Annotated in this window: 10 protein-coding genes; 4 read left to right on the top strand and 6 right to left on the bottom strand. The window is 55.7% G+C overall.

Translation table 11 applies throughout. The features are described from left to right. Positions 1 to 224: 224 nt before the first annotated feature. From A6X21_RS00405 to A6X21_RS00385, 5 genes are all read right to left on the bottom strand, one after another. Positions 225 to 1517: a DUF1501 domain-containing protein gene (locus A6X21_RS00405; RefSeq protein WP_068845175.1), complete on the bottom strand. Its 1293-nt coding sequence runs from the start codon at positions 1515 to 1517 to the stop codon at positions 225 to 227. Positions 1518 to 1669: 152 nt separating this feature from the next. Beyond that, positions 1670 to 3697, bottom strand: a complete 2028-nt coding sequence (locus A6X21_RS00400) for a DUF1549 domain-containing protein (RefSeq protein WP_068845173.1) — start codon at positions 3695 to 3697, stop codon at positions 1670 to 1672. A gap of 192 nt (positions 3698 to 3889) precedes the next feature. Further along, positions 3890 to 4594, bottom strand: a complete 705-nt coding sequence (locus A6X21_RS00395) for a ParB N-terminal domain-containing protein (RefSeq protein ID WP_498072423.1) — start codon at positions 4592 to 4594, stop codon at positions 3890 to 3892. 66 nt (positions 4595 to 4660) lie between these two features. Next, positions 4661 to 5116, bottom strand: coding sequence for a hypothetical protein (locus A6X21_RS00390; RefSeq protein ID WP_131818102.1), 456 nt, complete (start codon positions 5114 to 5116; stop codon positions 4661 to 4663). A gap of 791 nt (positions 5117 to 5907) precedes the next feature. After that, positions 5908 to 7245: an outer membrane protein assembly factor BamB family protein gene (locus tag A6X21_RS00385; RefSeq protein ID WP_068845167.1), complete on the bottom strand. Its 1338-nt coding sequence runs from the start codon at positions 7243 to 7245 to the stop codon at positions 5908 to 5910. Positions 7246 to 7862: 617 nt separating this feature from the next. Between A6X21_RS00385 and A6X21_RS00375 the strand changes: the two genes are divergently transcribed. Continuing rightward, the gene (locus tag A6X21_RS00375) at positions 7863 to 9323 is read left to right on the top strand and encodes a HEAT repeat domain-containing protein (protein ID WP_131818101.1); all 1461 of its coding nucleotides are present in this window, start codon (positions 7863 to 7865) and stop codon (positions 9321 to 9323) included. A 537-nt stretch (positions 9324 to 9860) separates the two neighbouring features. Here the strand turns inward: A6X21_RS00375 and A6X21_RS00370 are convergent. After that, positions 9861 to 11945 carry a M3 family metallopeptidase gene (locus tag A6X21_RS00370; protein ID WP_083233285.1) on the bottom strand — a complete coding sequence of 695 codons (2085 nt, stop codon included), beginning with the start codon at positions 11943 to 11945 and terminating at the stop codon, positions 9861 to 9863. Between the two features lie 418 nt (positions 11946 to 12363). Between A6X21_RS00370 and A6X21_RS00365 the strand changes: the two genes are divergently transcribed. From A6X21_RS00365 to A6X21_RS00350, 3 genes are all read left to right on the top strand, one after another. Beyond that, the gene (locus tag A6X21_RS00365; RefSeq protein ID WP_068845159.1) at positions 12364 to 16701 is read left to right on the top strand and encodes a secretin N-terminal domain-containing protein; all 4338 of its coding nucleotides are present in this window, start codon (positions 12364 to 12366) and stop codon (positions 16699 to 16701) included. A gap of 54 nt (positions 16702 to 16755) precedes the next feature. After that, positions 16756 to 17793: a hypothetical protein gene (locus A6X21_RS00360; protein WP_131818100.1), complete on the top strand. Its 1038-nt coding sequence runs from the start codon at positions 16756 to 16758 to the stop codon at positions 17791 to 17793. A gap of 269 nt (positions 17794 to 18062) precedes the next feature. After that, on the top strand, positions 18063 to 18815 hold the full coding sequence (locus tag A6X21_RS00350; protein WP_068845153.1) for a TerC family protein: 753 nt from the start codon (positions 18063 to 18065) through the stop codon (positions 18813 to 18815). Positions 18816 to 18999 lie beyond the last annotated feature (184 nt).

The raw sequence follows: 18999 nt of genomic DNA, 5'->3' as shown, positions 1-18999 counted from the left end.
AACGCCTGACTCAAACCCAACGCCGCCAAGGAGAAAGACTGCTCAACTCCTGCTGAGAAAATCGTGGACGGCGTTGCATGGCACGATTCTTGAGGCCAATCATGTGTCAGCCAGAAAGTCCGAAACCATGCCGTTACGCCGCGTTCTGATCGGGTGGCGAGCAGCACCTGCCTCTCAAACGTTTCAAGGCCATACCTTTCGCAAAAGCAATAGGCGAACCGCCATCAGGCGAAGAGTCCCTGGATGATCTCGCCCGATTCAATGACCTTGAGCGGACGTCCCTGTGGACTCATCGTTTCATCCTTGGGATTGACCTTCATCGCCGCACAGATCGATGTGAAGAGATCGCCCACAGTCACGGGTCGATCTTCGATTTCTGTCCCCTCGGCGCTGGTTCGTCCAATCACCTGACCACCTCGAATACCAGCTCCCGCGAGGAAACCATTAAATGCTTTAGGGAAGTGATCGCGCCCAGTGCGGGCATTGATTTTGGGAGTGCGGCCAAACTCACCCATCCAGACCACGAGTGTCGAGTCGAGCAGGCCACGATCCTTGAGGTCTCGAATCAATGTGGCAGCCGCCGGATCGACTTCACCCGCTAACCGGGTCGTCGCCTCAAAGTTATCGGCATGGGTATCCCAGTTCCCCACGCGCACTTCAATATAGGTGACACCGGCTTCGACAAGTCGACGGGCCAGAAGACAACCGCGACCAAAGTTGGTATCGCCATAAGCTTCCTTAAGAGCGGCTGGTTCTTCATCGAGGTCGAAGACTTTCAAGTCTTTCGACTGAGCCATGCCGGAAGCCTTCGAATAGAGATCGCGGTGTGTCTGCACAACAGAGGCTCCACCTCGTTCGGCAAACTGCTGATCCATCTGACCCAATAATCCCAGCCGTCGGTCAAAGCGCTCCGTACTCGTTCCGATGGCGACGTTATCGGGAATCTTGCCCGCCTGATTGAGGTGCAGCGGCTCGTAGTTGATTCCCAGGTACCCGGCACCAATCCCGGCAATCGCATTCCCAATAGTGACCAGCGACGGCAAGTCCTGCCCTGCTGGAGCAATCTGTCGCGAAATATTCGCCCCAAGTGAGGGATGCTTCACAGATCCTGTGGGGATATAGCCTGTATGTAACTGGTAAGTCGCCCGCTGATGATTCCCTTCTTTATTCGTGAGTGAACGGATCAAGGCGATCTCGTTCATCATTTTCGCAACCTGTGGAAAGGTCGAAGCAATCTGAATCCCCGAGGCGGCTGTCGAAATCGCCTGCGTAGGGCCGCCTGTTTCTGTACCAGGTTTGGGATCGAAAGTTTCGAACTGGCTGGGCGCCCCCTGCATCCAGAGGACAATGATTGAACGCTTCTTCTGCTGCAGATCAGCCGCCTGAGCCGACAGACAAGCTGGCAGCAAACCACCGGCAGCGATCGCTCCCATCCCAGCCGCAGTGGATTGCAGCAGACGTCGGCGGGTGAAGTGGTTTCTCGAAAGCTGAACAAGATCGTGAATGACTGGCGACATGATTCAGTCCCCGGATGATGAGAGTAATTTCGTGCGTTCTATGGAATGATCTATGAATCTACTTCAACAGCGACTGAGGCAAACCATCACTGAATCAGCCGACCTACCCTGCAATTAGAGCCGGCATTGATAGCGACAGGCACATGCTCTCTTTACCGTCGCGATAGAAACTCCGTCGAGTTAATCAGTGCCCAGAGCAGATCAACAGCCGCTTCGGGGTTATTGCCATGCTCATCGACATAAGCCCGCATCATTTTAAATTCGGCTTCTGTCGGTTTGCGGGCCAGGGTCTTCAGATAGAGTTCTTCCACCGCAGCTCGATTGAGCACAATGCTGGTATTGCGGCCCGCCGGGGAATTGTTTCCAAAACGATTTCTGGCCATGGCGGCAAAGCCACGTTCCAGAGGCGTATCGTCACCAGTGATGGCACTGCGAATCTGCTGCTCGACAGCCCGGTTCACCGTGGGACTGTTCATCAGCATCAACGATTGAGGGATCGTGCCAGTCAGATCCTCCCGGGGAATCGAAGGATCGAATCCAAACAACTGTGTGAACTGCGTGCGTGGCGAATTCCGCATGGCGAGGCGCCCCATCATCCCGGGAGCCTGTGACATCCGTGTTTCTTCGGGGATGCCTAATGCCGACGACATCGCGGAAAAGAGTTGGTCAGCCCGCCACCGACTGGGCTGAGCCGATGCAAAGGGAACTTCTGGCTGGCTGCTGGAGCTATTCCGCAACGAACGCTGATAGGCATTGGTCTGGGCTATGGTCCCGACCAGCCATTTGAGATCGTAGCCCGATGCGGTAAAGGCCTTGGCCAGAGCTTCGATCGCCTGGGGATGCACAGCACTTCGCGAAGGGCCCATATCATCCACCGGCATGTAGAAGGCGGAGCCGAGCATTTCGTGCCAGACACGGTTCACGACCGCTTTCGAGAACCATTCGTTCTGTGGTGCTGTCACAAAACCTGCCAGAGCCTGGCGTCGCTCCTGATCTTCCAGCTCTTTGCCGGGGGCTCGGCCATTGACAAAGAACTTGGGATGAATCAGCGTCCCTTTCTCGGCAGGTCGATCCAGGTTGGGCATGTAGTATTCAATACTCCCCTGCCCAGGTCGCTCAGGCACCTGCACGGACTTGATTTCTGCCAGTGAGATCATGCCGTCTTTGTTGGTGTCGCCGTATTCGATCAATCGGGGAAAGACACGGGCGAACTGACCACGCCCCCCTTTGGCCTCTTCTTCGCTGATTTTGCGGTCGCGATTGCGATCCAGCGCCTGGAAGATCATCTCGGGATTTTCTTTGAGATAATCCGTCCCACGACGTTCGTTCGCCTGAACTGAAGCCAGCTCGAACTTGGGTGGCATCGCCTGGAGGTCTTGCTTGAGATTCACCCGGGGGAGGAAGGCAGCCAGTTCGTGAAACTGCCGCCGCTTCCAGATATCGGAAGGATGATCATGGCAATTGGCACACGACATCTGCACTCCCATGAAGATCCGCGAGATTTCCGAAGCCACTTCTTCGGGCTCCGCATCGTGGGCGAAGAAGAGAGCGGTCGCACCGTTCTCGTAAACATCGCCAGTCGCAGTGATGAGCTGCGTCACAATCTCATCCCAACTCGCATTACGATTGAGTTCGGCTGTCATCCAGTCCTCGAAAGGCTTGACGGCAAACCGAGCCCGGGCATTGGTGGCATTCATGAAGATGACATCGCGCCAATAGCGAGCCCAGTTGGAAGCATAGGCCGGCTCAGCCAGGAGCGACTGCACCACATTGGCCCGCTTGTCGGCATCGCCGTTGGCAAGGAACTCGCGAATCTCTTCAGGAGTGGGCAGCCGGCCGGCGATATCCATTGTCGCCCGGCGGAGAAAATCTTCATCGCTACAAATGGCCGATGGCGCAATCCCCTTTTTGTCGAACTCCTGCTGCAGGAGCGCATCGATCTGGCGGCTGATTTCGGAAATCGAAGGCTTTTCCACAGGGGAAATCACGCGTGGCTTGTCGGCAGCAAATGCACTTTTACGCAGAACACTGCCACTCAAAACAGCGTCACTCAGAACTGTGAGACAAACTGCCAGCGACAAGAAGCTCATGATCTTGCGAATCGATCGGAGAGTTGAGCAGCATTGTGGAACCTGAGTGGAAGTCCGATCAACAGCCACCCAGGTAAGGCTCGTCTTCATATTTCCGCCCCGATGAACACCACGTTTGATAATTCTCTTTGTGCCGCTGGTTTTCAGATCGACTGGTACCCGCTGGCAAAGAGAGAAACACGTGGCATGACGATCAGGTATCGTTAAAATCTCTGGAAGTTCCGATCTGTCGCAATAATCGCGATAATGAGCGCGGACAATCGTAGACATCCTCCAGGTGGATCAACTCCACCGAACATGAACCGGCAGCGGGATTTGCTGCAGCAGTTCGTCGAGGCGGGAGCGCACTTCTTCCCAGCGACTCGGCTCCACTTCCAGCGTCACGATCACAACCGAAGGAGTCTCACCCTGAGCTGCCGCTTCATTGGAGGAGCGATGCCTGGAAGCAGCCAGTGCCGCTTTTGTGAGCGCAGTCTTTTTGGCATGGGAAGTCTTTTGACCCTCTTTGACAACCTCTTCCATGCTCGAAAAGGGAGCCACCAGCGTGATCTCCCGTAGCTCGCGGGGATCAAAACCGCTGAGTGTGGCATCGAAATCCGGGAGATCATTCAACTCAGTCAGCAGCCCCGACAGCCGGGGAATGTCCCAATCGCTCCCCACCTCACGATTGTTGAGCGCCACATTCAGAGCCTGCTCACGAGCCAGCGATAGATCGACGATGACACAAGGAACTGTGGTGGCCCCCTGCGCCCTCAGGATCTCGACTCGCTGGTGACCACCCACAATATGGCCCGTCTGACGATTCCAGATCACCGGCTGTACCAGCGAAAACTCGGCGAGCGATCGCACGAGCTTTTCGTAGCCGCGATCACCCGCCTTCAACACTTTACGAGGGTTGTAGGGCGCGGGAATTAACTGACCGATGGGAAGTTCTTCAATCTGCATCCCAGACTCCTGAACCTTGCCACTCTTGAAGGAAGAATTGATCCCACAGGTGAGCCGGATTTCTCAGTAGCTCGCCACCTGCCAGGCACCATCGACACAACGGACTCACTACAGGTTGCGATGTTTTCTGTTCATGACCGCCCTGTTCATGACCACCTGGGGACGCCCAGCAGCTCTTTTCCTCCGGGAAGTGGCCCTGCTGATCGCCGGACTCTCCATTTCCAGACGTTCGTTCTCGATGGCGGCTTGCTCCTGTTCACTCAATTTGATGTCACCTTCATCAACTGCAAATCGTTTCGACATCTGGGCATCCGCCTGGAACCGCTGCTGCAACTCCTTTTTCACCTTGCTGAGGCAGCGGGAAATATGACCTCGCGGGTGGCCCGTTGCCCGCCCCAGTTGCTCAATTGTCCATCCGCAACTTTCCCGTAAGGCTAATATTGCCAAGAGTTTCCATCTCAGATGATCATCGGCGGCATAGTGCCTTTCCACCTCTTGCCAGAACGATGTGGCAGAATCTCTTGGCAGCTCCACCTTCTCGCCCGAAACTTTCATTGCAGACATCGTCATCGACCCTTCGCAAGCACCACTGAACAACATAATGAACAAACAGGCCCCTCACTCTATCTCTTTCTGGTGCGCCTTAATGAAAATGTACTTGTGTTCAGTATAGTCTTTTGGGTGACGCTTCTCCATCGAAAACTGTCTCATTTGCAGCACTCAGAATCCCGGGCCAACTTCCCGGAAAATTCATCTCCAACCCCCTGCGACCACACTTCACGGAATGTTGGGGGGGGAACGTCCCTCGATCCCCATAAAGCAGTGCGAAAGGGCGAGATCACTAAGCATGGCAACGACGCATTCGCTGACAGGTCGGGGGACGGGAGTCGGATGTCCGCCTCTGCCCCCTGCCACTCGGTTGATCCCGACCAGATGGTCGATGACCACGCCCTGCTGCCGTCTTCAAATCTCTGGGCCTGCAGGGACGAGGGAGCGCGTTCGCGGAAGAAATGAATCGTGCCGATCTTCTTGGAGAACTTCGCGGCTTCGCGTGAGGCTGAATTCGAAGTTCGATGTTTTCGCGCGAAGACGCAAAGGCTGCGAAGCGGGAAGAGTTGGTGCACTTGGCTGGCGCAGTATGGCACTCTACGGTCGGAAGAATGAGAAGACCCTCACACTGCCCTCTCCCACGCAGACGCGGGCGAGGGTTCCAGAGTGGGCCAGGCCACACAACTCCCAACTCCCAACTCCCAACTCCCAACTCCCAACTCCCAACTCCCAAAACCAGATACCCAACCCCTGTAATCACGTAAAGAGCGGGCCTGGTTAAGGTCGAGTTCAAAGTGGAATCTGAATCAGTTGCCGTCGGCGGGGGGATTGTCGCCGGCTGGTTCGGTGCCAGGTTCGGGTTCGAACTCAGGCATCAGTGGCAGGCGGTCGGGATAGCGGTGGAATGTCGGATAGGGCCGCCCGGTCGGACGCAGACAGACCACAGTTCCATTGGCGGTGGACAGATACAATCTGTCAGTGCGGTCGTTGGCCACGCGATAGGTGTAGTGACGAACTGGCAAAGAACCAGTCACTTTCCCTTCCGATCGCGAGAGCATCAGGAGATTCATATTGGCATCGCTGGCATAAACACTGTTGCCACCGACTGCCACAAATTGCGTAATGGCTTTGTTCCACCATCGCTGGGTCCCTGCGGAGGTCGACATGCAGTACATACCGCCGCGATCTGGAGTGACAAAGAGGTCGTTTCCGACGACATGAGGTGCCTTGCGGATGGGCAAACCGGTCGAGAAGTCCCAGTTCACACTGCCGTTTTCTGCATCGATGGAATAGAAGGTGAAGTCTTCGGAAGCGAGATAGAGTGAGCGGCCGGAAAGTGCCATGGGAGCGACAATGGGTGCGTCGGTCTCGAACTGGAAGGCCAGGCGACGATCTCGGGCTGAGACGGCATAGACCGAACCATCTCGACTGGCGAACTTCACCAGGCGGCCACCGGCAATAGGTGTCGAGGTAACTTCACCAGCAGCTTTGTACTTCCAGACAAACGCATCATATGACCATTGAGGCAACCGCTGTTCGAGATAGAGTTCGCGAATCCGCTTCAGGCTGAAGGCGTAGACACTGCCGTTGAGTGTGCCGTAGTAGACATGGTCATCATCGACGGCAGCACCTGTCGAAGGGGCACCTGGCAGGCGAAGCGTCCAGAGGATTTTGCCCGTTCGTTTCTGCAGACAGACCATTTTAGTACCGACGATGACAATGCATTCGGTCTCGTTTGCAGCGACGGGAAACATGGGGTCGTCGTTTGAGCCCAGAAGAACCGCCCACAGCTTGCGACCATCTTCGGCATCGAAGGCCGTCACGTGGCCCGACGTCGCCTGCACGTAAAGATTGTCTTCATCAATCACGATGTGGGCAATTTTGTCACGCGAAGGATTGAAGACGGCTTGTCCCCACCAGGCACGCTCCAGGCCAATCGCCTGTGCCTGATCCTGTGTGATGAGACCTGAAGTCTGCTGGGCCTGCACTGGAGTCAGTTCACCGAAGCTGCCAGCCAGCAACAGTGCGGGAAGGATGGCCCAGACGGCGCTGCGAAGTCCAGGCAAAGAGGCCAGAACACGCCAGTTCGCAAAGCGGCGACTCTCGACGGGAATGACTGCTGTACCGAGAACGTCTGCATTCATAGAACAACCTGAACCGTTATATCTGGCAGGAATCACTTTGCAGGAGATCAAACTTTCCGCCACACACAGGCAGCCGGAAAATCATGACAAACCACTGGATCCGTACGACTGAATTCACCCGGAAACTTCTGGCCATCGACTCGATGAGAGAATCTCATGGAGGCTCATGACCTTGTGGAAGATCCCTTTCGAAACCTACCACAGAATCGACTGTACAAGAGCAATCCCAACCAAAAGGGAGTCGGGCCTTGAAAAAATCACGCCTCCAGGCTGCAGATTTCCACCAATCCCCCCAGCTCGACAGGAGTGATTCTATCGCTCGCAGAACACCAAACGCCAGCCGCATCCATCGGTGAATTTGAGCTTTCATCCAGTTGTTCCGGGCTCGATTCGCCCGTGGTTTGGCAAAATTCTGGCGCCTTTGCCGATTGTCGGGCTCTTGCGGGTTGTCTGGCGTGATTTTAAAGGTCCCTCCTCTCGAAGTTCCGGGAGATACTGCCGGTGGAAGTTCAGGCTGAATTCCCGCTTCTGGTGGAGAGTCGAACCGTTTTTCCATGACTCAGATTCCGAAAACTATTTACAATGTGGTTGGCTTTTTCAGGAGTGTGGATTTCGTCATGGTTCGAATTCTTCGCGACTCGTGGGATCAAAGAGCAGCCTCATTCCCCTCCGGCATCGGCCGCTGGGTGCGTGGCCATGTCGTGGTTGTACTGTGCTCGCTGGCAGGGATGGGATTGCTGGTTTCATCGGCACAGGCGGATGTGATTAAGCTGACGACCGGAGGAGAAATTCGCGGCAAGCTCAGCAAGCCGCTCTCTGCTGCCAAAGCACCGACTCCCGGCAAGCCGGTTCCCAACAAAACCGATCCAGAAACTCCCGTATCGTCTTCGCCGTTACAAACTCCACCGGTTCCACCGACAATGGTCGATGAACCGGTCACGATTCTCCTGGCGACGGGAGGTGAGGTAACGATTCTTCGGTCGCAGATTGCGTTTGTCACGCCGCGTTCACCAGTGGCTGAGGAGTATGAAACCCGGGCCGAAGAGGTCGCGGATACCGTCGCAGCGCGGTGGGAGCTGGCCAACTGGGCACGTCAGCGTGGTCTGACCAAACAACGGGAAGAACAACTCCGCGAGATTCTTCGTCTCGATCCTGAGGATGAAAAAGCCCATCAAGGGCTGAACCATACGTTTCAGGAGGGCAAGTGGGTTGATCGTGATGAATGGATGATGGCCAAAGGCTATGTGAAGTATAAAGGCCGCTACATCACTCTGCAGGAACTTGAACTTCTCGAGCGGAGCAAGGCCGAGCTTGAAGCCGAGCAGGCCTGGTTCCCGAAAATCCGTTTGTGGATGAACTGGCTGGCAAGTGAGAATCCGCAGCGAAATGCCGAGGGTCTGTTCCAGTTCGAGCAACTGACTGACCCGGATGCCACAGCAGCGATTGAACGCTTTGTGATGAAAGATGCCCGCAGGAACTTTCGTCTCGTGGGAATCAGTTCTCTCTCGAAGCTCAAGGGAGAACGTCCTGCGACAGCACTCGCCCGTGCGGCCCTGTTCGACGACGACATGGAGATCCGCTACAGCGCTGTCAGTGGGGTGGCTGAAGAGTTTCTCCCCCAGGCGCGCGGCTTCTGGGCTCGTCATCTCAGGCATGATCTCAATACGGTGGTGTGCCGGGCCGGGCGGGCATTGCTGGTGAAAGGGGATGATTCGTCCATCGACCCGTTGATTGAGGCTCTGGTGACGAGACATCGATATCAGGTGCAGGTGCCAGTGACGGATGGTGCGAGTGCCACGGGCTTGCGTTCGGGTGGATCGACATCGTCACCACTCATCCCAGGGGCCAACAACCGGATTTTTCTGCCCGATGGTCAGGTCATCAATGGAGGGGGGACAATTGTTCCCGACACGATGACGCCCCGTCCGATGAAGACGATCACTGTCGAGCAGGTGCATCAGAACGAAGAAGTCCGCGAGGCGTTGATGAAGCTGACGGGCCAGAATTTCGGGTTCGATCAGCGGACCTGGCGCCTGTGGCGGTCGGCTCAGAAGGCCGGGGCCTTACCACCAGCGTAATGCCCGAGCGAGGCCTTCTCGCTCCTTCTCCCGTTCCGACGGGAGAAGGCCGGGATGAGGGTAAGCTCGAACTTTGTTGGCGTTCTATCTACGATCGGCTTCAACGCGAGCCGGGTGGCTGGGGTCAAACGTCCTCGTTTGCCCCCAGGTTGTTTGACGCTGGTTGTTGACCCCGTTTTTCATGGGGAGGAATTTGGCAGATGCAATCCTGCTGGTGAACTCGATTGACGAGGGAGCGGATGAAGACATTCAAGCCTAGCCACCCCGACGACCCTCTCCCACGCAGACGCGGGCGGGGGTTTCTTGCTCCTTCTCCCGTTCCGACGGGAGAAGGCCGGGATGAGGGCGAGCTCGAACCTATTGGACGAATAATGCACTATTAGCTACATCGCGTGATGCTTGTCATCTCTGGCCACTGATAGTCAATTGACGCCCCCGCAGATACCTCACTGACCGATATACATCGAACGGAATGACCCTCACCCGGCACTTCGTGCCACCCTCTCCCACGCAGACGCGGGCGAGGGTTTCAGGCCATCACACTTTCGTCAGACCCATATGTCTCAGAAGAGCTTCAGGGCTGGGTTCGCGACCACGGAAATCGCGGAAGACTTCCATCGGATGTCGGCTGCCACCCATCGACAGCACCGTATTGCGGAACCGGCGGCCCACCTGTTCAATCGCCTTCTCATCATCAAGACCCGCCTCTTCAAACGCACTGAAGGCATCGGCCGAGAGAACCTCAGCCCATTTGTAGCTGTAGTATCCCGCCGCATAGCCACCCGAAAAAATATGCTGGAATGAGCACAACGAGCGGTCTTCCGGGATGAGGGGAATCACTGCACAGGTCTGGCTGATGCGGCGCTGCACATCAAAAGGGGATTCGCTTCCTGCAGGATCGTAATCGTGGTGCAACTCGAGATCCGTCAGACCAAAGAGAAGCTGCCTGAGCATCATCGACCCGGCGCGATACGTGCGGGCTGCGACGATCTTGTTGAAAAGATCTTCTGGCAATGGTGCCCCGGTCTCGTAGTGACGAGTCATCCCCATCAGCACTGGCTTGTGATAGCACCAGTTCTCCATGAACTGACTGGGGAGTTCGACAGCATCCCATTCGACGCCGTTGATTCCCGAGGCATCGGGATGATCGATGATCGTCAGCATGTGCTGAAGACCGTGGCCAAACTCGTGGAACAAAGTTTCCACTTCACGAAAGGTCATGAGGGCTGGCCGCTCACCGACAGGCGGCGTTTGATTGCACACGAGATACGCGACAGGAAGTTGAAGCTCATCGCCCACCTTCTGCCTTAAAAGGCAGGTATCCATCCAGGCACCAGCCCTCTTATTTTCGGGCCGCGAGTAAGGGTCCAGAAAGAACGCGGCCATCTTCTGGCCCGACTCATCCAGCACATGGTAAAAGCGGACATCGCTGCACCAGACACTGACGGGTTCTTTCGCCTGCTCAATCGTGACCCCAAAGAGTCGATGAATCAGCCCGAACAACCCTTCCAGAACACGTTCGAACGGGAAGTAGGGACGAATCTGCTCGTCGGTGAACGAATACCGGCTTTCGCGCAGTCGTTCGGCCCAGAAGGGAACATCCCAGGGTTTGATCTCATCGGTATCGCCGCTGGAGACTTTGAACGCCTTCAGATCGGCGAGATCCTGCTGTGCTGCTCCCCAGCTCGTATCGCGAAGTTCATGGAGCATGTGGCGAATGGCATCCACACTGGGAGCCATCTTGCGCATCAGGCTGACTTCCGCAAACGAGTTCTTATCCAGCAGGTGCGCTTTCTCTTTGCGCAAGCTCAGCAGTTCCCGCATAATGGGTTCGTTGTTGTGTTCACCCTGGGAAGCGAGAGTGATGAATGCCCGATAGAGCTTTTCGCGCAAGTCGCGCCTTCTCGCGTGCTCCATGAAAGGACCATAGACCGGGAAATCGAGCGTGATACGCCAGGGGCCCTGCTCCGCAGTCGCTTTCGTTGCACTTTCCGGATGAGCACGATTCCACGACTGGGCCGTCAGATGTCTGAGTGTGGGAGTGAACCCGGCGATTTCCTCCTCCGTGGTCAGATCGAGTGAGAAAGCTTTGATTTCATCGAGACAGTTGTTCATGAACTGCGTCGATAGGACAGACAGCCTCTCTTCGATCTCGCCAAATCGCTTTCGCGCATCGCCTTGCAGACCAATCCCTGCCAGTTCGGCATCCTTGATGCGATCCTTAATGATCCGCTTCTGGGCCGGCGAAAGTCTCTCCCACTCCGGCGACTGCGCGAGAGTCACCAGGGCTTTATAAATCGGCTCGCTCTGTCGGACGCGCAGGCTGTAGCGCACGACTTCAGGATTGACCTCTTCATAGGCAGCGCGCAGTTCGGGGCTGTTGCGAACACCCAGGAGATGACCCACGGGACCCCAGCTCCAGGTGAAGGGACGTTCCATCTCTTCGACGGGGGACATAATGCCAGCCCATGTTGGCTGCAGATGGGATTCGATGGCATCCAGTTTTTTGAGAGCGGTCTCGACGGTCGCTCGCACAGCCGGGACGACATGGGAGGCTTCGATACGGGCAAAATCTGGTAACCCGCTGGTTGCCAGAAGAGGGTTATCGAGAAGTTCCGCCATGGGGCCAATCTCCATCAAGACCTATGGATGTTTTCTGTTAATCCTGTCGTTGATTTTCAGCTTAACATACCGGGTGACAACTGTCTCATGCCGGGAACGACTTGCAGAACTGGAGGGTGCTGGACAAGTCCTGATTGGAATCCGGTGGCAGATTCTGCCGCTGCCGATTCTAAAGTCAAAATGTTGGAAAAATCGACGTTTCGACCTCTCAGGGAGTCCCTGTCGGCAGGAGTTGCCGAAGAGGGACGAAATCGTTCGCTTAGACATCTTCCCAACCTGAATTCCGGGGAAACTCAGCGACCTTTCCTTCATACCTGATGGTTTATTTTTCCGAATACTCAACTGGATGTACGTCTTCTCGGATCGTGCATCTTCCCACCGGCAATACCTGCCACACCTCCTTTCCTATGGTAGTCACATGCTGACATCAATCCCTCCCGGATTGCGGGCTGTAAGAACATTATTTCCACAGACTCAGAAAAGTGTCTGGTGGGGTTGTGCTCAGTTGCTGCTGGGGACGGCCTGCACACTGCTCAGCCCGAGCGAGATGGTCTACGGCCGCGAGCCGATTGTGCCATTAACCAATGGCCAGCAGAAAGTCTCGCCTCACCATACCAACTCTGGTTATGGGGTGAATGCTCCTGCTGTCGGAGATCAGCAGGATTCCGGCCCTCGAGTGAAGCTCAACCACTGGGGTTCGAACTGGCAGAAAGTCTTCGAACAACTGGCCGAAGAATCGCAGTCTGAGTTGATCATGGAGCGTGTCCCCACAGGCCGCTTTACACGCATTGATAAGCAGGAATACTCGCGGGCTGATGCCATTCGCATTCTCAACAAAGAGATCGAACCTCTCGGCTTTCGACTGATTGAAAAAGGGAAATTCATCGTCCTGATGGATTTGCCCAGCATTCGCCCCAAGTATCAGCCGGTCGAATTGCATACATCCCCTTATACGCCTGCCCAGCAGCTTCAGGCGCAGCAAAGCCAGAGTGCTTACGGGCCACCATTGCAGACCCCCGGCATGCAGCCAGCCAGACCTGTCACACCTCCTCCCTCTGGCCCTTACGCTCAAGTTCCTCCCGGGATGAGTGCGCAACATCCATTGTCTGCACCCTATGAAGCAGCTCCCACATTGCATCCGGGACAGATTCAGCAGATCAGTGGTCAGCAAATTGTTGGTCTGCCAAGCCAGTCACCTGTGGGCCCTCTTCCCGCGGCTCAAACACCACAAAACTTCATGCCCCAGAACGTCGTAACGCAGAACGTCATGACACTGGGACACGAAGTCCCTGCGGCGGCCAATACCCATCCGCTATCGCAACCTGTGGCACCACCTGCGGGTCATCCCCTCGCAGCCAGTGAGATCAAGCCTGTCCCACAGCCAGTGGCCAAACCACCCGTGGCAATTGCTTTCAAACCCCGGCAGCACAAGGCAGCGGAATTGGCAAAAGTGCTGTATCGCTCGCACAAGGAAAGTGCCCGGCTGGTGGATGCCGGTCGCGCTGGCAAACCGGCGTTCTCGGTCTCCAGGCTTCCCGGTAAGAGCAAAACTGCCATTGAATTCATGGTCTCGATCGATGATGAGCGCGATCAGCTCTACATCGATGGTCCCGAAGCGGTGGCCCGCGGAGTGGTTGATCTGTTGACTTCGCTCGACACCAGGGGCGATTGGCCCAGCGATGCGAAGATCGTTCCAACGACTCCTCAGGCAGCGATCATGCTGGCCCAGTATCAGCCCGATCTGGAAAAGATGCGCCGGCAGAATCGACTGACTGTCGCTCAGGCAGGCAATACTCCTGCTGCCAATCCCCAGCGGGAGAATGATGATCCCTTTGCTCCTGCCCCCGCTCCAGCCAAACCTGAGGCAGCACAGCCACCCCGTGGCAATTCCGCGATTTCCGATGTCGTGACCAATCTCAAAGGTGATGTGAACATCGAAGCGATTGGGGATCTGGGTGTCCTGATTCTGCGTGGTAATGAAGCCGACGTGGAACAGGTGATGAAAGTCATTCGAGAGCTCGAAGCTCTCAGTGAGAATACCGCTCCCCAGTTGCATGTGCTCTACCTGAGTCACACCGATTCGCCCGCCATGAGCGAACTGCTGACACTTGTCTTCGACAGTCTTGCCAAGTTCCCTGGCCGGGCCACACAACCCCGCCAGAATGTGGCGATTATTCCTGTCGACACTCCCAATGCGTTGATCATTGTGGCACCTAAGACCGATCTCGATTCGATTCTCGAACTGGCAGAAGAACTCGATCAGCCGACAGATCCTGAATCAGAATTTGAAGTCTTCAGCCTGAAAACCGCAGTCGCTTCTCAAGTGGTGACCAATATCACTGCCTTCTATGCCACGAGAGTTGGTTTAGGTGCCCGCGTGCTCGCGATTGCCGATCCTCGTTCAAACTCCGTGATTGTGCGGGCTCGTCCGCGTGATCTGGATCAGGTGAAGGCACTGATCGCCAAGGTCGATCGCGACGAAATGGCCGCTGTCAACCAGGTGAAGATCATTCCCTTGAAGAACGCCGTCGCCGTCGAGCTCTCGGCTGTGATCAATGCAGCGATTCAAAGTGTGCTTTCGCCTCCATCGAACCAGGCGGCGAACCAGGGAGGAGCCAACAGTGGTCTCGGTGGTAACCAGGTCGCCGAAGATTTCCGTCAGGTCAGGCCCGCGATTCTGTCGTTCCTGGCAGGTGATAAGAAAGCCCTGCGTTCCGGGATGCTGGCTGACATTCGCATTACGCCCGATACGCGCATGAACAGTCTGATTCTCTCCGCCCCTGAGCAAAGCATCCCTCTTTTGGAAGAACTGATTCGTCAGCTCGATCAACCCACAGCAGCAGTGGCCGAGATCAAGGTGTTTACGCTCACCAATGCCGATGCCTCACAACTGGTGACACAGTTGCAGCAGCTCTTCTCGCCTGGTGGAAACCAGCAGGGAGGCGGCAACAACGCGTTGCGACAGCAACTGGGGCTGGCTGTGGCAGGAGCTGACGACGCTTCGAGCAATCTGATTCCACTGCGGTTCAGTGTTGATACCCGTACCAACAGTATTACTGCGATTGGCGGCGCAGAAGCCCTGCGCGTGGTGGAAGCCATCCTGCTCAGGCTCGATGAATCCGATCTTCGGGAACGCAGGAACGTCGTCTTCAAACTCAAGAACAGCCCGGCACTGGCGGTATCCACCGCAGTGACACAGTTCGTCAATTCCCAGTTGCAGCTCTCTCAGCAGAACCCGAACCTGATCAGCACGGTCGAGCAGCTCGAACGCGAAGTTGTTGTCGTTCCCGAAACGGGCACCAACAGCCTCCTCATCAGTGCCACACCCAGGTACTACGATGAGATCACTCGACTGGTGATGGAACTTGATCAGGCACCACGTCAGGTGATCATTCAGGCTCTGATTGTCGAAGTCACACTCGATAACGTCGATGAGTTTGGTGTCGAACTGGGTCTGCAGGATTCCGTACTGTTCGACCGCAGCGTGGTCGACGACCTGGTGACTCTGACAGAAACCACCACTTCGCCAAACGGTACTCAAACCACCACACAGCGTGTTGTGTCGCAAACCGCAGCTCCCGGCTTCCTGTTCAATAACCCCAATACTCCTCTGGGAAACAACACCACGATTGACCCCTCTCGAGTCGGTTCACAGGGTTTGTCGAGCTTCTCGCTGGGACGTGTGAATAACGACCTGGGTTATGGCGGTCTGGTCCTTTCCGCTGGATCGGAATCGGTCAACGTCCTGATTCGTGCCCTGGCTTCACGTCGCCGACTGCAGGTACTCTCGCGACCACAGATTCGTACTCTGGATAATCAGCAGGCCCAGATTCAGGTGGGTCAGCAGGTGCCGATTGTCGATGGTGTGCAGATTGGTGCCACTGGATTGGCGAACCCTCAGATTCGACAGGATCAGGCGGGCATTATTCTGACAGTCACACCACGAATCTCACCCGATGGGACAATCGTGATGGAACTCATCGCCGAAAAAAGCCAGTTCCGTGGAAACGGAGTCCCCATCTTTACTGATGCCACCAACGGCAACGTGATTGAATCCCCGATCAAGGATATCAGTGCCGCTCGAACTGCCATCAGTGTTCCCAATGGCCAGACAGTTGTCATGGGGGGGATGATTACTGCGACCGACGAAACCAGCGAACGCAAAGTCCCCTTTATTGGCGATATCCCCATCGTGGGGCATCTTTTCCGATATGACAGCAAGAGTCATGTTCGTACCGAACTGCTGATTTTCCTGACACCTCGCGTGATCTCTTCGGATGCGGATTCGGAGTTCATCAAGGATGTGGAAATGGGGCGACTGCACTTCATTGAGTGTGAAGCCGAAGAAATCCACGGACCCTTGCGAGCGATCAATGCTCCTGTGATGGGCGAACCCGACTGGACGAACCAGCTCCCGCCGAGTGTGCCACCTGTCGATCCAATGCCACCATCACCTGGCCAGCAAAATCCACCGGGGAACCCGGCTCCACAACTCTTGCCACAACCCCCGATCCCGGATGTTCCCGGGCAAACCAGAAAACAGTTGAAAGACCCGTCGATCCAACAGGCGAGTGCGACTGATGAGATGCAGCCCGATCCTTATGGCCAGCTCCCAGACTCTGGCGTCATCCAGATCACCCAGCCTTCAGTCGCTGAATCCACCAAGGGTTCATCTCCTTCCAGGAAAGGTGAACCTGCCAAGGCCCAGGATCAGTCGGCCACACCTCCCAAAAAGTGGTATTCATTCCGTCGATGAGCCCTGTCTCGCTGGCTCGATCTTTTCCCCTTTGCCTAGCCCGGACGCCAACCAATGTTTGTTCACTCTGATATCTGCATGAGATTGCTGGCAGTCATTCTGCTGACGCATTCGCTCTCGGGGTGTGCCACTTTGCTGACAACTGGCTGGCCTCAACAGGCTGAAAAGGTCGAATTCTCCAGTTCCAAGCGGCCCATTGGCCAGATTGTGTGCCTGTGGAACCCTGCGGAAGGCCGTGACCCGGAAGGAAAACCGTGCCGGGGCTTTGCCGGCCAGGTAATGTTCATGGAAGCCCGGTCGGCAGTCCCTCTGGCTGTTCGAGGAGAGATTCGCGTCTATGTCTTCGACAATATTGGCACGACCGAAGAGCAGATGAAGCCTGTTCATCAGTTTGATTTTGACGCCGATGTCTGGAACATGCATCGCCAGTCCAACACCTTGGGCCCGGCTTACAACGTCTTCATCCCCTACATGCGGAAAGGCAATCATGCTGCCGTCTGCAGTGTGAGATTACGATACATTCCCGAAGGTGGCACTGCGCCACTCTTTTCGGACATGATTTCCGTGCGGATGGAAGGGAGTCAGCCCGCGATGGCTTCGGCTGCCATGAATGTCGAACGCTTTGTGGGCCCAGCGGGAGTTGCCAACGACAAAACCCGCCAGATGCTGACACAAACTCAAGTCGCAGCTACCCCTGCCCAGGAAGCCACAAAACCCGCGATGCGGGCCACCACTATTCCAATTGAAACATTGCAGCAGCAGGCTTCACACGATGCCGCAAACCGTCAATGGGCGACTCAGCAGACGATGGCAACATCAGGAGCACGCCAGGCTCTGTATCCCACCGCTGAGAATCCAGTCCCGCAGCAGACCGTTACGAATGCTGCCACAACAGCTTCTTCGAGAAGAATACGACCAGCAGCAGCCAGCGCGGCACAGGCAGCAAATACCAGCGACAGTGGCATCGCCCGCGTCAGCTTCGAAGAATCGGCTGTTGAGCCAACCGGCGTGAGCCATGCTGTCTACCACGAGACAACCCACCCACTGGCCGACGCACCCGCCGGAGATCGCCCCCATCCTCTGGCCGACTGACATCCATCAGAAAATGCTGAGTTCCAGATATTCATAGATGCAGATTCATCTCACTATTTCATCGATCGCATGATGGACCTGATTCAGGTTTTCAAGCTCGCGGTGTGAATGATTCACTGGCAACTCTTGTTCAGAAATGTCAGCATCTGGGGAAGTCTCATTCCAGTTGCCATCACGATCCTGATAGCCGAAAAGATCCGGCGACTGACAACTGTTCCTCAACGACAGCCAGATCAAAAATACGGTCTTAAGTCAGGGGTTTGCCAAGGATGTTCTCGACCGAGCTGATCATTGCCTTCTTCACGTTGACTTTGCTCGAGATCGTGCTCGGGATCGACAACATTATTTTCATCGCGATTCTGGCGGGGAAGCTCCCTAAAGAGCAGCAGAATTTTGCCCGTCAACTGGGGATCAGCCTGGCGGTTGTTTCGCGGATCGGTCTGCTCTTTTCACTCAGTTGGGTCTTAAAGCTCAAAGAGCCGCTTTTCACCATTCTCGAAACCAGTATCTCGGGAAAAGACCTCGTGCTGATTGCCGGTGGCCTGTTCCTGATTGGTAAAGCGACTTACGAAATTCATCACAAAGTGACCGTGGTGCACGAGGCCCACAAAGAGGGCAAAGCTCCCGCTTCGCTCTTCTGGATGCTGGCCCAGGTCATTGCGATCGACGTCGTCTTCAGTCTCGATTCTGTCATTACGGCCGTGGGTATTACCGACAACATCCCCGTCATTGTGGCGGCTGTGATCGTCAGTGTGATTGTCATGCTGATCTTTTCCGGTGCGATTGTACGCTTTGTTGATGATCACCCCGCAATCAAGCTGCTGGCTCTCTCCTTCCTGCTGCTGATCGGTGTGCTGCTCGTCGGCGAAGGCTTCCATCACAAGATCCCCAAAGGCTACGTCTACTTCGCCATGGCCTTCTCACTCGGGATCGAACTGCTGCAGATGTGGCAGGAATCGAACGTACGCAAAGCCCAGATTGCCAACCAACCAGCCTCAGATGCCTCGACAACCGGCCATTAACCGCTGGGCTAGAACATTCACCCGGTGAGTTTTGGGCCTGCTGCGAGAACGAAGCCTGGCCGCGGAATCGCGACTCGAATTGACTCATTCAGCGAACTCATTTACATAGTGAACAGCTACCAATGGATCAAATCGCTTGGCGACCACTGATCTTTTTGTTTTGAGTTGAGCCAGATCGGATCTC

Source organism: Planctopirus hydrillae (assembly GCF_001707835.1).
In the GTDB taxonomy this organism is placed as follows: Bacteria; Planctomycetota; Planctomycetia; order Planctomycetales; family Planctomycetaceae; genus Planctopirus; species Planctopirus hydrillae.
Note: the sequence above shows the minus strand (reverse complement) of the source record. Positions and strands in the feature narration are given on the sequence as shown.